The sequence below is a fragment of the Pseudomonas sp. EA_15y_Pfl1_P101 genome, assembly GCF_963970835.1.
Classification (GTDB): domain Bacteria; phylum Pseudomonadota; class Gammaproteobacteria; order Pseudomonadales; family Pseudomonadaceae; genus Aquipseudomonas; species Aquipseudomonas tritici.
On the sequence record NZ_CAXAPA010000008.1, the window covers coordinates 1 to 15,515 of the forward strand.

15 protein-coding genes are annotated in these 15,515 nt (G+C 58.1%); 3 read left to right on the top strand and 12 right to left on the bottom strand.

Going from position 1 to position 15,515, the window contains the following annotated elements:
• Positions 1-125: 125 nt before the first annotated feature.
• From msrQ to mrcB, 9 genes are all read right to left on the bottom strand, one after another.
• A complete protein-coding gene (gene msrQ / locus AACY36_RS13925; protein ID WP_339420321.1) occupies positions 126-746 on the bottom strand; it encodes a protein-methionine-sulfoxide reductase heme-binding subunit MsrQ in 621 nt (206 codons plus the stop codon).
• The gene (msrP, locus tag AACY36_RS13930; protein WP_339420320.1) at positions 746-1,759 is read right to left on the bottom strand and encodes a protein-methionine-sulfoxide reductase catalytic subunit MsrP; all 1,014 of its coding nucleotides are present in this window, start codon (positions 1,757-1,759) and stop codon (positions 746-748) included. The genes msrQ and msrP overlap by 1 nt, the downstream gene beginning before the upstream one ends.
• Before the next feature lie 63 nt (positions 1,760-1,822).
• Positions 1,823-2,680, bottom strand: a complete 858-nt coding sequence (gene pssA, locus AACY36_RS13935) for a CDP-diacylglycerol--serine O-phosphatidyltransferase (RefSeq protein WP_049711521.1) — start codon at positions 2,678-2,680, stop codon at positions 1,823-1,825.
• A gap of 143 nt (positions 2,681-2,823) precedes the next feature.
• Positions 2,824-3,840 (bottom strand): ketol-acid reductoisomerase, encoded by a 1,017-nt coding sequence (gene ilvC, locus AACY36_RS13940; RefSeq protein ID WP_007948647.1) that lies wholly within the window; start codon positions 3,838-3,840, stop codon positions 2,824-2,826.
• Positions 3,841-3,887: 47 nt separating this feature from the next.
• Positions 3,888-4,379, bottom strand: a complete 492-nt coding sequence (ilvN, locus tag AACY36_RS13945) for an acetolactate synthase small subunit (protein ID WP_003176102.1) — start codon at positions 4,377-4,379, stop codon at positions 3,888-3,890.
• A gap of 2 nt (positions 4,380-4,381) precedes the next feature.
• Positions 4,382-6,106, bottom strand: coding sequence for an acetolactate synthase 3 large subunit (locus AACY36_RS13950; RefSeq protein WP_339420319.1), 1,725 nt, complete (start codon positions 6,104-6,106; stop codon positions 4,382-4,384).
• 431 nt (positions 6,107-6,537) lie between these two features.
• Entirely contained in the window at positions 6,538-6,867 is a 330-nt protein-coding gene (locus AACY36_RS13955; protein WP_065875696.1) for a YqcC family protein, read from the bottom strand.
• Positions 6,867-7,601, bottom strand: a complete 735-nt coding sequence (locus AACY36_RS13960) for a tetratricopeptide repeat protein (RefSeq protein ID WP_339420318.1) — start codon at positions 7,599-7,601, stop codon at positions 6,867-6,869. The genes AACY36_RS13955 and AACY36_RS13960 overlap by 1 nt, the downstream gene beginning before the upstream one ends.
• A gap of 16 nt (positions 7,602-7,617) precedes the next feature.
• On the bottom strand, positions 7,618-9,942 hold the full coding sequence (gene mrcB / locus AACY36_RS13965) for a penicillin-binding protein 1B (RefSeq protein ID WP_339420317.1): 2,325 nt from the start codon (positions 9,940-9,942) through the stop codon (positions 7,618-7,620).
• Between the two features lie 118 nt (positions 9,943-10,060).
• Between mrcB and AACY36_RS13970 the strand changes: the two genes are divergently transcribed.
• From AACY36_RS13970 to AACY36_RS13980, 3 genes are all read left to right on the top strand, one after another.
• Complete coding sequence (locus AACY36_RS13970; RefSeq protein WP_339437539.1) at positions 10,061-11,617, top strand: bifunctional aminoglycoside phosphotransferase/ATP-binding protein; 1,557 nt, start codon at positions 10,061-10,063, stop codon at positions 11,615-11,617.
• Between the two features lie 92 nt (positions 11,618-11,709).
• Positions 11,710-12,054: a pentapeptide repeat-containing protein gene (locus tag AACY36_RS13975; RefSeq protein WP_339420315.1), complete on the top strand. Its 345-nt coding sequence runs from the start codon at positions 11,710-11,712 to the stop codon at positions 12,052-12,054.
• 193 nt (positions 12,055-12,247) lie between these two features.
• Entirely contained in the window at positions 12,248-12,520 is a 273-nt protein-coding gene (locus AACY36_RS13980; protein WP_339437538.1) for a TfoX/Sxy family protein, read from the top strand.
• A gap of 237 nt (positions 12,521-12,757) precedes the next feature.
• Here AACY36_RS13980 and AACY36_RS13985 read toward each other — a convergent pair whose 3' ends face one another.
• From AACY36_RS13985 to AACY36_RS13995, 3 genes are read right to left on the bottom strand one after another with little or no spacing between them, the layout of a single operon-like run.
• The gene (locus AACY36_RS13985) at positions 12,758-13,525 is read right to left on the bottom strand and encodes a heme ABC transporter ATP-binding protein (RefSeq protein ID WP_339420314.1); all 768 of its coding nucleotides are present in this window, start codon (positions 13,523-13,525) and stop codon (positions 12,758-12,760) included.
• A complete protein-coding gene (locus AACY36_RS13990) occupies positions 13,525-14,562 on the bottom strand; it encodes a FecCD family ABC transporter permease (protein ID WP_339420313.1) in 1,038 nt (345 codons plus the stop codon). Before AACY36_RS13990 ends, AACY36_RS13985 begins: the two co-directional genes overlap by 1 nt.
• The gene (locus AACY36_RS13995) at positions 14,559-15,437 is read right to left on the bottom strand and encodes a heme/hemin ABC transporter substrate-binding protein (protein ID WP_339420312.1); all 879 of its coding nucleotides are present in this window, start codon (positions 15,435-15,437) and stop codon (positions 14,559-14,561) included. The genes AACY36_RS13990 and AACY36_RS13995 overlap by 4 nt, the downstream gene beginning before the upstream one ends.
• Positions 15,438-15,515 lie beyond the last annotated feature (78 nt).

Genomic DNA, 15,515 nt, shown 5'->3' on the forward strand with positions numbered 1-15,515 from the left:
CGATCAACTGAAGCAACTCGCTGTCGAATTTCGCATAACTCTTTGTTTACCAAGGAGTTTTCCGTTTCGACTGCGCCGGAAGTGGGGCGAATTATAGACTTCCAGAATCTGCCGTCAACCCTTAATTACGCTTTTGTTGCAGAAAGTGGTTTTTTCGCAATAAGGCGGGGGATCCGACGCATTACAGGCGGTATCCGCAGCACTAAGAGCACCACGCCTATAGAAGCATAGATAGCCCACTCCTTGAGATCAGCCCGCACAATCCACAGCATATGCAGCAAGCCGAAACCAAGAATCACATACACCAGGCGATGCAGCTTCTTCCAACGATTCCCCAGCCGACGCTGACTATAACGATTCGACGTCACCGCCAATACCAACAGCGACAGGAACCCTAACGCCCCCACAATTATGTAAGGCCGCTTGCGCAATTCCACCGCCAACTGCGTCCAATCCAACCCCAGCACAAACACACAATAAGCAGCCAGATGGAGCACCACATAGGCAAAGCACCACAAACCCAATTGTCTACGAACCGCTATCCACCCGGCCCAACCGCTAAGCTTCTGCAGCGGGGTCATCCCAAGCGTAATCAGCAACAAGATCAACGTACCCAACCCCAGTCGATCGACCAGAACCTTGCCCGGATCAGGCCCAAGGGCGAAACCCCACGCCTCATACAGCCAATACAACGGCCATATCGCCGCAGCTATAAAGACGCCAATGCGCCAAACTGGATAGCGCATCAGTAGTTCTTCCGTAAATCCAGACCGGTATAAAGAGAAGCCACCTCATCGGAGTAGCCGTTGAACATCTGCGTTTCACGCACATTCGGACTGAACAGGCCGCTCGGCAGACGACGCTCCCGAGCCTGAGTCCAGCGTGGGTGGTCGACCGTGGGGTTCACATTCGCATAGAACCCATACTCATCCGCGGCAATGCTCTGCCAAGTGGTTTTCGGTTGCTCGCTCACGAGACTGATCCGCACAATGGACTTCACACTCTTGAAGCCATACTTCCAAGGCACAACCAAACGAAGCGGCGCGCCGTTCTGGTTGGGCAGTTCGCGCCCATACATGCCAACAGCCAGGATCGCCAGCGGGTTCATCGCCTCATCCAGGCGCAACCCTTCTATATAAGGCCAATCGATCAAGCCGAAACTCGAACGCTGGCCCGGCATACTCTTGGAATCCTGGAGAGTTTCAAAGCGGATGTACTTGGCCTTGGAGGTTGGCTCAACCTGCTTGAGCAAGGCCGAGATCGGAAAACCGATCCAGGGGATGACCATCGACCACGCCTCGACGCAGCGCAGACGGTAGATACGCTCTTCCAATTGATACGGCTTCATAAAGTCTTCCAGGGCATATCGCCCCGGCTTGGCGACTTCGCCATCAATCACCACACTCCAGGGCTCGGTCTTGAGCGAGCCCGCATTCGCTGCGGGATCACCCTTGTCCGTACCAAACTCATAGAAGTTGTTGTAGTGAGTCGCATCCTTGAACGGCGTGATCGCTTCGTCCTTTACCGTGACCGCCTGCCATTTGGTACTCGGCAGCTTCTCGGCAAACCAGCTCGGCGCCCTGCCCGCTTCGACATCAGCATAACGTGAGGCTTCCTCAGCATTGGCCCAACGCGGCAAACTGCTGGCTGCGATACTGGCAAGCGCACCACCGAGCAAGCGGCGGCGAGAAAGATAGAAGGATTCAGGAGTGACATCCGATTCATGGCAATCGGACGCTTTAGGCAATTTGATTAACATGGCAACCCCGCAGCATTGGAGAACTGATACACCAATAGACTGCGGAGTATGGGGGAAATTACATTAAGGCAATGTTTTGTCGCGGCGCAGATGCAACAGGTACTGAACCGGGCCCGAAGCGGCGTAGACCAGAAAGGCCAGCAAAAGGATACGCGGCGGATCACTGAACACCACGGCGAACACCAGCACCACTGCCAGAATTGCCACGAAAGGCACACGCCCCTTGAGGTCCAGCTCTTTGAAGCTGTTGTACTTGATGTTGCTGACCATCAGCATGCCGGCAGCAGCTACCATCAACGCCACCAGGAACGACATTTTCGAACCCTGAATGCCGTAATCACTGAACGCCCAGACAATACCTGCCACCACCCCCGCAGCCGCCGGGCTGGCAAGACCGATGAAATACCGCTTGTCGGCAGTGCCCACCTGAGTATTGAAGCGCGCCAGACGCAAAGCAGCGCCCGCAACATAGATGAAGGCGACCATCCAGCCAACCTTACCCATATCACCCAGCGCCCAGGCAAATGCCAGCAACGCAGGGGCTACACCAAACGCGACCATATCCGACAACGAGTCGTACTCGGCACCGAAGGCGCTTTGCGTGTTAGTCATGCGTGCCACGCGACCATCAAGGCCGTCGAGCACCATGGCAACGAAAATGGCAATGGCAGCAAAACCGAAATACTTACTGGCACTCACCGCATCACCCGCGGCCAACGCACTTTGGGCGCTCATGGAGTTGATGATGGAATAGAAGCCGGCAAACAGGTTTGCCGTAGTGAACAGGTTGGGCAAAAGATAGATGCCACGATGCCGGACCTTGCGACCTTCGGCGTCATGCCCTTCTTCGACATGCTCATCGATCGGCAGCAGGCTTTCGGCGTCAGAAGCCTGGTGTGGCTCTTCGGGACGTTCGCTCATGGACTTTACCTTGCAACGGTTTGAAAAAATTCGACAAATACGTGCGGCGAGTGTTCGCACGCAAACGATGCAGCTTTATACCAGAACCAGCCCACAAACGAAAAAACGCGGCCTAAGCCGCGTTTTCCGTTGATGCGTACGACTTAGTTTTTGGCTTTGTCGACGATCTTGTTGGCACCGATCCACGGCATCATGGAGCGCAGTTGCTCGCCGATGATTTCGATACCGTGAGCGGCGTTGTTACGACGCTTGGCGGTCATCGAAGGGTAGCCGGTCGCGCCTTCGCTGATGAACATTTTGGCGTATTCGCCATCCTGAATGCGTTTCAGCGCGTTGCGCATTGCCTGGCGGGACTCGGCGTTGATCACTTCCGGGCCAGTCACGTACTCGCCGTACTCGGCGTTGTTGGAGATCGAGTAGTTCATGTTGGCGATACCGCCTTCATACATGAGGTCGACGATCAGCTTCAGTTCGTGCAGGCATTCGAAGTAGGCCATTTCCGGCGCATAGCCAGCTTCAACCAGGGTTTCGAAACCGGCTTTTACCAGTTCAACGGTACCGCCGCACAGAACGGCTTGTTCGCCGAACAGGTCGGTTTCAGTCTCGTCCTTGAAGGTGGTTTCGATGATGCCGGTACGACCACCGCCAACACCCGCAGCGTAGGACAGCGCAACGTTCTTGGCATTGCCCGAAGCGTCCTGGTAGATCGCGATCAGGTCAGGGATACCGCCGCCTTTGACGAACTCGGAACGCACAGTGTGGCCCGGGGCTTTCGGCGCGATCATGATCACGTCGAGGTCAGCGCGTGGCACTACCTGGTTGTAGTGAATCGCGAAGCCGTGAGAGAAGGCCAGGGTGGCGCCCTTCTTGATGTTCGGCTCGATTTCGTTCTTGTACAGCGCGGACTGGAACTCGTCCGGGGTCAGGATCATGACCAGGTCGGCAGCAGCAACGGCGGAAGCAACGTCAGTCACTTTCAGGCCATGGGCTTCAGCCTTGGCAACAGTGGCCGAGCCTTTGCGCAGGCCAACAGTCACGTCAACGCCGGAATCTTTCAGATTGCACGCTTGCGCATGACCCTGGGAGCCGTAGCCGATGATGGCGACTTTCTTGCCCTGGATGATCGACAGGTCACAATCTTTTTCGTAATAAACTTTCATGAGGTTCCTCTATATATCCAGGCCGTAAGGCCATTCACTAATTTGGGTTAAATGCTGAGTACTTTGTCGCCACGGGCAATCCCGGTGACACCACTGCGTACTGTTTCCAGAATCGAGGCCGTCCCGATCGATTGGATGAAGCTGTCCAGCTTGTCGCTTGTACCGGTCAGTTGAACGGTATAAACGCTGGCGCTCACATCGACGATCTGCCCGCGATAAATATCGGTAGTGCGCTTGATCTCGGCACGCTGGGCGCCGGTGGCCTTGACCTTGACCAGCATCAACTCGCGCTCGATGTGGGCACTTTCCGACAGGTCGACCAGCTTGACCACTTCGATCAGCTTGTTGAGGTTCTTGGTGATCTGCTCGATCACCTCATCGTGGCCCACGGTGGTCAACGTCAGGCGCGACAGGGTCGGGTCTTCGGTCGGGGCCACGGTCAGGCTTTCGATGTTGTAGTTGCGTTGCGAAAACAGGCCGACAACACGGGACAGAGCGCCGGGTTCGTTCTCCAAAAGCAGGGAGATAATGTGCCGCATGATTAAGTACGCTCCGTCTTGTTCAGCCACATGTCGCGCATCGAGCCGTCTTTGATCTGCATCGGGTAGACGTGCTCGCTGGTATCCACCTTGATATCAATGAACACCAAGCGATCTTTCATGGCGAACGCTTCTTCCATCTTCGGCTTCAGATCTTTCAAGTCGGTGATGCGAATGCCGACGTGGCCATAGGCTTCAACCAATTTGATGAAATCTGGCAGCGACTCCATGTAGGAATGGGAGTGACGGCTGTTGTAGCTCATGTCCTGCCACTGACGAACCATGCCCAGCACGCCGTTGTTCAAGCAGACGATCTTCACTGGAAGGCCGTACTGCAGGCACGTCGACAGTTCCTGGATATTCATCTGGATGCTGCCCTCACCGGTGACGCACGCGACGTCTGTGTCCGGGAAGCTCAGTTTCACACCCATGGCCGCAGGGAAACCAAAGCCCATCGTGCCCAGGCCACCGGAATTGATCCAGCGGTTAGGTTTGTCGAACTTGTAGTACTGCGCAGCGAACATCTGGTGTTGGCCCACGTCGGAGGTCACAAAGGCGTCGCCCTTGGTCACTTCGCACAGGGTTTCGATCACGGTTTGTGGCTTGATGATGCTGCCGTCGCCCTTGTCGTAAGGGAACAGGCCGCGATCACCGCGCCATTCGTCAATCTGCTTCCACCAACTGGCGACGGATTCCTTGTTCGGCGCTTCGCCGATGTCCTTGAGCGCGGCAACCATCTCGGTCAATACGCTTTCAACAGGGCCTACGATCGGGACGTCGGCCTTGATGGTCTTGGAGATGGACGCCGGGTCGATGTCGATATGGATGATCTTGGCGTTCGGGCAGAATTTGCTCGCGCCGTTGATTACCCGGTCATCGAAACGTGCACCCACTGCAAGGATCACATCGGCATGGTGCATCGCCAGGTTGGCGGTGTAGCTGCCGTGCATGCCGAGCATGCCGACGAACTGGCGATCCGTACCCGGAAATGCGCCGAGGCCCATCAAGGTGTTGGTCACCGGCAAGTTGAGCAGCTTGGCCAGTTCGGTCAGCGGTGCGGAACCGCCGCCCAGAATCACACCACCACCCGAGTACAACACGGGACGCTTGGCTGCCAGGAGCATTTCTGCTGCCTTGCGAATTTGCCCCGAGTGCCCACGAACGGCCGGGCTGTAGGAACGCAGCTTGGCTTTTTTCGGGAAGATATATTCGAATTTTTCCGCCGGATTGGTCATGTCTTTCGGGATATCGACCACGACAGGCCCAGGGCGACCGGACTGTGCGAGGTAGAAAGCCTTTTTCATGATTTCCGGAATTTCCGACGCATGCTTGATCATGAAGCTGTGTTTCACGATCGGCCGGGAGATACCGATCATGTCGGTTTCCTGGAATGCATCGGTACCGACCATGGTGCTTGCCACCTGGCCAGAAATGATCACCATCGGGATGGAGTCCATATAGGCAGTCGCGATGCCGGTAATGGCATTGGTTGCGCCTGGGCCGGATGTTACCAGTACCACACCGGCTTTACCGGTGGCACGGGCATAACCGTCAGCCATATGGGTCGCGGCCTGTTCGTGGCGAACCAGGATGTGGGTAACAGCCGGTTCCTTGAACAGTGCGTCGTAGACATGCAGCAGAGCACCCCCTGGGTACCCGTAGATATAGTCGACACCTTCGTCACGCAAAAAGCGGACGAGCATCTCACCGCCAGATAAAAGCTCCACGTTGTTCACCTCTAAAACGCCAGAATACCGTCCGTTGAAAACCGACGGGTCTTAATAGGTTTACTTCTCAACAGAGCATGAGCGACGGTGGTCGCCGACTACGTCAGCACTGACTGAGCAAGTATTGGGATCGTCCCAAGTGTTGCGGGCTTTTCCCACCCAGCGCGAGGTAACGCGTTGCGGGTGTAACAGGTCGGCGCGGATGTGCGCCTCATGATCTGCTGAGCGGGCCTGCTTCTGGCAGTCCCGATACAGCGGACTTTGGATTCTTCTGTTTCAGCCCCTTCAAGTCAAGCAATAATTGCGCTTTTTTCCAACTAAGCGCATGAGAACGTAGGAGAAAGGGGTTTGAGGAGGGATAAAACTCGCCTGAATGTCGTCAAGCGGTAGAAATGTGCGCAAGACTGCCGGAAAACCCGGCAGTCAGGCAATTAACGAGCGTCGGCGATCAGTTGGTCGAACTTTTTCAGCGCATTGCGCAAGCCGAGGCTTTCCAGCGGACGGTCAGCGTATACCATCTCCGCCATCTCCATGATCCCTGAAGCATTTGGCAATGGCAGGTCCTGCTCGAGGATCTGCTTCATGCGCACCAGGAAGATCCATTGCAGCCACTGGTGAAAGTCCAGGGTGTCTACCGAAAAGGGCTCAACGCTGCTGAGTGCCTCGACGCTGGGGGACATCTCGTCCCACCAGCCCTGCACGCGCAATTCGCGCTCAATCAGCAATAACTGTTCGGCAATTGCGGGAAAGCGTGCATCCATCAGAGGCTGACCTTGGCTTTCAGGCGAGCCTGGGCCGCGCCGGCTGCGTCACCTTGTGCAGCACGCGCGTCACCAATCAAGGCCCACAGACTGGCTTGCAGGTCTGGACGACCGTGAGCCAGGGTCAGGCCCCGACGGGCAAACTGCTCGGCTTGCGGCGCGTCGCCCTGGGCCATGCGTACTTGCGCCAAGCGATACAACACTTGAGGTTCGCGAGGTGCAACACGCTGGGCGCGCTCAAGGCTGGACGAAGCGCCGTTCAAATCACCCCCTGCCTGCTGTTGCTGGGCAGTGGTCAGCAGCGCCAGCACCGGGCCGTCCAATTGCTCATCAGCCGACAGGCCGCCACCGCTGGAGGATGACGGAATACCACTTGGCGTCGACGGCATGTTGTAGGTGCCTTGATTGATCGGCGCCGCTTGAACCGGCGTGGAGTCAATCGGGCCCGAGGTGCTTGGCCCCGGTGTCCAGGGCTCAGCACTGATCGGCGCCGATGCCGCTGCGCCGCCGCCTGGCACCATCACCACCACGCCGGAATCCTGTGGCATGGCCTGGGTCGTTGCCTGCGCAGGACGCTTGGTCACGGTTTGACGGAACCCGCCATTGGCCGAAATCCGGTCGTTATTGGAGACGGCTGTGCTCGAGTCCACCACGGGAATGGAGCCGCGTTGAACGCTGGAGCAACCGCTGAGCAAAGCCAGAGCTGTAATAGCTGGAAACAACCATTTGTTCACTTGAAACCCTCTTTGCTTAATTCATCCAGCCCTTGACCCAATCCATCACCGATTCCGCGTCAGCAGGTGCACTGCCAGCGCATGCGGCACCGGGTGGCGGTTCGCTGCCGCGAATATACGGCATCTGCACCGCGCCCGGACAATTGGCATCGGAGCCTTGACCCGTGTGCGGATCAATCCAGGCCTGAACGATGTTATCCGGCTGCGGCATGTTCAACGGCAGCGGGTCGGCTTTGCGCATGAAACTGGTCCAGACCTGCAGCGCACCGGTAGCACCGGTGAACGGGGTCTTGCCGTTGTCGTCGCGCCCCAGCCACACCACCGCCAGCACGTCCTGGCCGAAGCCGGCAAACCAACTGTCGCGCGAATCGTTACTGGTACCGGTCTTGCCTGCCAATGTCAGGTTCGCCGGCAGCACGCTATAAACCGAACGCCCGGTTCCTTCACGCATCACGCGCTGCATGGCGTTCTGGATCAGGTAGATGGAGCCCGCGTCAAAACGTTGCTGAATCTGGAACGGGTAACGCTTGAGCGGCTCACCTTCGGCAGTCAACACGCTACGGATCCCGCGCATCGGTGTATTGAAACCACCGTTGGCCAGGGTCTGGTACATGGTTGCGACTTCCATTGGGGTCATCGCGCCAGCCCCCAGCAGGATCGACGGAAAGGCCGGGAACTCACGGGTAACCCCCAGTCGCGCGATCGTCTTGAGGACGTTCGGCACGCCGACTTCAAGGCCGAGGCGGGAAGTCGAGATGTTGTAGGAGTGCGCGATCCCTTGGTATAGGAACACCGTACCGTGGGAGCGACGGTCGAAGTTCTGTGGTGTCCACACCTGGCCATCAGCACCTTTGACCGACAATGGGTCATCCGACAGCCAGCTGGTCAGGGTGTATTTGCTCGGTTTTTCCAGGGCGGTCAGGTAGACCGCGGGCTTGACCAACGAGCCAATCGGCCGCACTGCATCCAGCGCGCGGTTGAAACCGGCGAAGTTGGCCTGGCGACTGCCGATCATGGCCTGCACTTCACCGGTTTCCGGGTTGGTCACGACCATTGCCGCTTCGACTTCATCGGAGCCTTTACGGCCCTTGAGGCGCTTGAAGGTGTCATTGACGGACGCTTCGGCTTTCATCTGCAGGATCGGGTCGAAACTGGTGAAGATCCGCAGGCCTTCTTCGGTCAAGTCTTCATCGCGGTAGTCTTCACGCAGTTGGCGTTTGACCAGGTCGATAAAGCCTGGGAAGGAGCTGTCCGCCAGCTTGCCGCGGGTGGTTACACCCAGTGGCATTTTCTTCGCCGCAGCGACTTGGTCCGCCGTGGCAACGCCTTGTTGCTCAAGCACATCGAGCACCAGGTTACGACGTTCCAGTGCGCGCTCAGGGTTACGACGCGGGTTGTAGTAGGAAGGCCCCTTGACCATGCCCACCAGCAGCGCGACCTGATGCAGCTTCAATTCAGACAGCGGCTGGCCAAAGAAGAACTGGCTGGCCAAGCCAAAACCATGCACGGCGCGCTGGCCATCTTGGCCGACGAACACCTCATTGAGGTAAGCCTCGAGGATTTCCTGCTTGCTGTAATGCAGCTCCAGCAACATCGCCATCATGGCTTCGGTGAGCTTACGCGTCAGGCTGCGCTCATTGGTCAGATAGAAGTTCTTGACCAATTGTTGCGTGAGCGTGCTGCCGCCCTGGGTCATCTTACCGCCGGACGTATTCACCCAGATCGCGCGAGCAATCGACTTCGGCGAGACGCCCCAGTGGTGATAAAAATCGCGGTCTTCGACGGCAACCAGTGTTTCCAGCAGGTACGGCGGCACCTGATCAAGCTTGATCAGAATGCGATCTTCAAGGTTTTTCGGGTAAATGCCGCCGATCATCAGCGGTTCCAGGCGAACCACGGGCAGCTTGGAGCCATTGAGCGACGACAACTCGGCTACGTAATCGCCGGAAAAGCGCACGCGCACCGGCTGGGCTTTTTCCAGGCCTTCGTAGAACTGGAAGCCACGGGTATTCAGGTCGACGGTGTTACCCGTGACGGCGGCCGAACCCGGACCGTTGCTCACGGGCTCGCGGCGGTAGCCCAAGGCGTCGAGCTCGGTCAGGAAGTCGTCCTTGCTCAGCTTCTGGCCGGTGAACAGCTCCAGTGGGCGCGCGTATACCTTGGCCGGAATGGTCCAGCGCTTGCCGGAGAATTTCTCCTGGACCACAGCGTCGAGGTACACCGCAAAGCCGGCGAGCACCACAAAGCCTACCAAGCCAAGCTTGAGCGCCCAGCCCAGCCAAGGGCGAAGGCCACGGGAGGGAGGTTTTTTACGGGAACGGGGAGATCGGGTTCGAGTCATGGCGGCGGATTATACGCACTTTATTGAGGATCAACATGAGCCGGACAGCGGTTTGCACGACCGGCCGCAGCAGCCATAATGCCCGCCATGCTTTTCCCCAGACTCTGAAGGATCGCCCGTGAGCCAGTCCCTGATCGCTGCCCTGCAAAACCCGGCTTTATACCCCCATCCGGTTGAAGCGTTCCAAGTCATCGAGACCCATATTTCCTGGGTCGTACTGACCGGTTCCTACGCCTATAAACTGAAGAAGCCGATGAACTTCGGCTTTTTGGATTTCACCGACTTGGAAAAACGCGGCCACTTCTGCCGGGAAGAACTGCGCCTCAACCAGCGCTTGACCGACGATTTGTATCTTGAAGTGTTGCCGATCACCGGCACTGCCGAAGCCCCGCAACTGGGTGGCGATGGCCCGGTCATCGAGTACGCGCTGAAAATGCGTCAGTTCCCACAAAGCCAATTGCTCAGTACCTTGCAAGCCAACGGCGAACTGACCAGCGCGCACATTGATGAGATGGCCAAGCAGATCGCGCACTTCCACCTCACCGCGCCGAAAGTCCCGCAAGAACATCCTGCCGGCACCCCGGACGAAGTGATGGCACCGGTTCGCCAGAACTTCGATCAGATCCGCCCGTTCCTCAGCGACAAGGCTGACCTGGCTCAACTGGTCGCGCTGCACGCCTGGGCCGAAAGCAGCTTCGAGCGCCTCAAGCCGCTGTTCGCCCAGCGCAAGCTGGAGGGTTTCACCCGCGAATGCCACGGTGATATTCACTTGGGTAACGCAACCTTGATCGATGGCCACGTGGTGATCTTCGACTGCATCGAGTTCAACGAGCCTTTCCGCTTTACCGACGTGTACGCCGACACCGCCTTCCTGGCCATGGACCTGGAAGACCGTGGCCTCAAGTCCCTGGCGCGTCGCTTCATCAGCCAATACCTTGAGCTGACCGGTGATTATCAGGGCCTGGAAGTCCTGAACTTCTATAAAGCCTACCGCGCGCTGGTACGCGCCAAGGTTTCACTGTTCAGCATGCCGAGCGAAGCCAGCCCGGTGCAGCGCGCGACGACCCTGCGCCAATACCGCAACTATGCCAACCTGGCGGAAAGCTACAGCACCATTCCATCGCGCTTCCTGGCGATTACCCACGGTGTTTCGGCTGTAGGCAAAAGCCACGTTGCCATGCGCCTGGTCGAAGCCTTGGGCGCTGTGCGCCTGCGTTCGGATGTGGAGCGCAAGCGCCTGTTCGGCGAGCAACATGTGGAAAACACGCATCAGGCCGGCATCTATGCAGCCGATGCCAGCGCGGCGACCTACGCGCGCTTGAATGAAATCGCCGACACCGTCCTTCGCGCAGGTTACCCAGTGGTGCTGGATGCGACCTTCCTTCAGCGTGAACAACGTGATGCAGCTGCAAAGATTGCTGAAGCCACCGGTGCACCCTTCCTGATCCTGGATTGCAATGCGCCTCAGGCCGTTATCTCAAGTTGGTTGGCGCAACGTCAGGCAGATAAAAACGACCCTTCCGACGCGACATTGACGGTTATCGAAGAACAGCACGCCAATCGCGACCCGCTGACAGCCGAGGAACTGCTTCTCAGCAAACGCGTCGAAACTAATGAAAGCGGGACCCTGGATGCCTTGGTCGCGCATATTCGCCAACACTTGCCAGGCCTGTAAGAAAAATTTCTTGGTCGTGTCGTCTGCCAAGTCGCACGACCAAGCAATAGTGGCACTATAATGGCGTCATAAATCCAACAGGAGTCGCGTTCATGAGTCAGCCCAAGCTTCTTGATACTCCGCTTTACTCGCTCCTGCATAAAGACGATGTCCGCGGGTTTAACCAGGAACGCCCAGAAGACGGCGTCATCGACATGCGCGGTGGCGACTTCCGTGGGTTGGACCTGCGTGAGCTTAACGCCGCTGGCGTGGATTTTACCGACGCGTATTTCCGTTCCGCCGATTTGCGTGGCCTGGACCTGCGTGACTGCCCACTGGAAGGGGCTAGCCTGGCCCATGCGCAGATTTCCGGTACTTACTTCCCGCCAGAACTGACTGCGGACGAGATCCTTATGTCGGTCAATTTCGGCACCCGCCTACGCTACCGTACCCGCTAAAACCCGCTGCCTCTACCCCGGTTTCGCATAGTCGAACCGGGGACTTCCCGCCTGCATGATCTAGTCATTCTCATGAGTCTTTAGGCCGTTTCCGACTAAAGAACTACGCTTTTCCTACTGAGCGCTACACTCCTGTTCAGGCTTGCCTGGTCACGATACCCACCGAACCATTCGGCCGTCGCAAGGAGGCTTGATGAACGATGAGCTGCAACACCTGAAAAACCTCGGCAAGACGTCAGCACAGTGGCTGCATGCGGTGGGGATCCACAGTGCGTCCGACTTGCGTCGCCGGGGCGCGGTCGATGCTTACCGAGCCGTGCGGACGCGCGGGTTCCGTGCGTCAAAAGTGCTGCTGTATGCCATCGAAGGGGCATTGATGGATGTGCACTGGAACGACATTCCTGCCGAGCGCAAGGAAGCGTTGAACCGTCAATTGGACGCTCTGTCGGCACGCCAGAAAAATTAGCTCGACTATAAAACCCAACATTTACAGGCATTTCGAACATACGTTTGAGAGAACGCGGAAGACATGCAAAAACAAATGTTGACTCTCAAATGAGAATCGTTATGATTATCACAACTGGTCGCGAGATCAGCCGATAACTGAAAGACCATTGGTTCGGACTCTCAGATTATCTCCTCATCAGGCTAATCACGGTTATTTGACCCGGCTCTTGCCGGGTCTTTTTTTGTCTGTCAAAACCTAGCGCGCAATAATCAACGGATGCCCACGTTCCGGATGGCGTTGCACGAGCACATCCAGACCAAACACCGCTTTCAGCGGCTCAGGCTGCATTACCTGCGCCGGTGTATCCAAGGCATGGGGACGCCCCGCCTCCAGCAACAGAATTCGATCACAGTAACGCGCCGCCAGGTTCAGGTCATGAAGGATCACCAGCACTGCCGCCCCTCGATCAGCAAAGGTCCGAATGGCCTGCAAGGTCGTATGTTGGTGCAATGGGTCCAGCATTGACGTCGGCTCATCCAGCAACAACGTCTGCCCAGCTTCACCTGGCCATAACTGCGCAAGCACGCGCGCGAGATGAACGCGTTGACGCTCCCCGCCAGACAACGCCAGGTAGCTGCGACCGCTCAAGTGACCGACATCTGCCGCCTGCAAGGCGGCCTCGATAATCTCGTCGTCGCGCACTCGCCCAGTGTGATGTGGCAAGCGCCCCATGCCGACAACCTGTTCGACGCGGAACGCAAAGTCCAGCGTCGACGTCTGTGGCAAGACCGCGAGGCGCTGCGCCCGCTGCGCGCCACTCCATTCGCTCAACGGTCGTTGATCCAGCCAGACCTTGCCCTGATCGGGATGCAGTTCACCGCACAACGCTCCTAGCAACGTGCTTTTACCCGCGCCATTTGGGCCCAATACGCCAAGCACCTCGCCCGGCAATAAATCGAGGGTGACATTCGCCAACACAATTTTGCGCCCGCGACAGATCTGCAAGTCTTCCACACGCAGCATCAGGCACGCCCCCGCAACAACAGGTAAAGAAAAAACGGAGCGCCTATAAACGCAGTGACGATGCCGATCGGCAGCTCAGCCGGCGCCAAGGCAAGGCGCGCCACCAGATCGGCAAACAGCAGCAGGCTTGCACCCGCCAATACGGATGCTGGCAACAGCACCCGATGATCCGGCCCCGTCAGCAATCTCACCAGATGCGGTACCACCAGGCCCACGAAGCCAATCATGCCCGCTGCGGCCACGGCTGCGCCCACCCCCAAAGCCGTGCAGAAGACCAGCTCACGCTTAAGCCTTTCCACATCAATCCCAAGGTGATTGGCTTCTGACTCGCCGAGCAGCAATGCATTCAACGCCTTCGCTCGGCGCGGCAACCACAGCGCCACGCCCGCGCTCACCAGCAACAGCGGCCACAACCGTGAATAGCTGGCGCCGTTTAGGCTGCCCAGGTTCCAGAACGTCAGGGTGCGCAAGGTGGCGTCATCGGCCAGGTAGGTAAACAGGCCCACCGCAGAACCGGCGAGGGCTGTAAGGGCAATGCCGGCAAGCAGCATCGTCGCGACATTGGTTTGGCCGTTGCGCCGCCCCAGTCGATAGACCAATGCGGTGACGCCCAGCCCGCCGAGGAATGCGCACAGCGACAACAAGTACGGCCCGAACGCATCCGGCAAACCGCCCAAAAACGAAGCACCGACAATCGCCACTGCAGCCCCCAACGCCGCACCGCTGGAAACCCCGACTAACCCAGGATCAGCCAGAGGGTTGCGGAACAATCCCTGCATCGCCACTCCCGACAAAGCCAACACACCGCCGACCGCCAACCCCAGCAGCGTACGCGGCAAACGGATCTGCCCCAGGATCAGCTCAGCCTGCTCCAGCCCCTGTGCCTGAATAGGCAGCCCCATCAGTCGCAACGCGGCGTTGAGGGTATCCAGCCATGGCAAGCTGACCGGCCCCAACGCCAGCGAGAGCCAGATAGCCAATACACACAACAGCGCCAGCCCAATAAACAACGTCTTCGGTTTAACCAACGTGGTCATGGGGCAGGCTTAGCCTGGGACGGATAGAACCCGGCAGACAGCTCTGCCAGGCTTTGCGGCAGGCGCGGTCCAAGCCCGCCGACCAACAAGGTGGTGTCCACCTCAAACACCCGCCCATTCTTAGCCGCCGGTGTGGAAGCCAGGATCGGGTTCTCTTTGAATAGCGCCGCACGCGCCGCATCACCACTAAGGGCACGGTCAGCAAACACAAGGACCTCCGGGCTCAACCCCGCCAACGACTCCACCGAAAAAGGTTTGTAACCACTGTGGGTCGCCAGATTGCGCCCGCCCGCCTGTTGCAACATCCAATCAGCCGCTGTGTCTTTGCCCGCGATCAGCGGCTTGCCGCCTGCATGCCCGAGCAGCAGCAGTACACCTGGCGCATTTTGGGTGGACTGAGCCTTGGCAACCCAACGCTTTTGCTGATTCAGCGCCTGCTCATATCCGGCAAACAATTCGGTGGCCTTGGCGTCACTGCCCAGCAACTTGCCCAAGTGCTGAAGATTGCCTTTTAACGCAGACAAGTCCGGTTGCGCTGAGAACATCTCCACCTGCACGCCCGCGCTACGAATCTGCGCCAGCACAGGCGGTGGGCCCATTTCTTCAGTCCCCACCAGCACTTGCGGGCGCAAACTCAGGATGCCTTCAGCCGACAACTGTCGCTGGTACCCAATGCTCGGCAACGCCTTGAGGGATTCGGGATGCTGGCTGGTGGTATCGACCCCCACCAATTTTGACTCACCGCCCAGGACCGCCACCCATTCCGACAGCGCCCCACCGGCACTTACCCAGCGTTGTGACAGTTCAGAGGCTTGGGCCCCATGGTTGACCAGCAGTCCGACAACAAGCGCGATAGCGCTGGCACTCAGGCGCATAACAGGGTTTCCTTCCAGGGGCAGGGCCGCTCAAGCACTCATCGACGTGACAGAAAACGCTTGCCCGGCATCGTAATG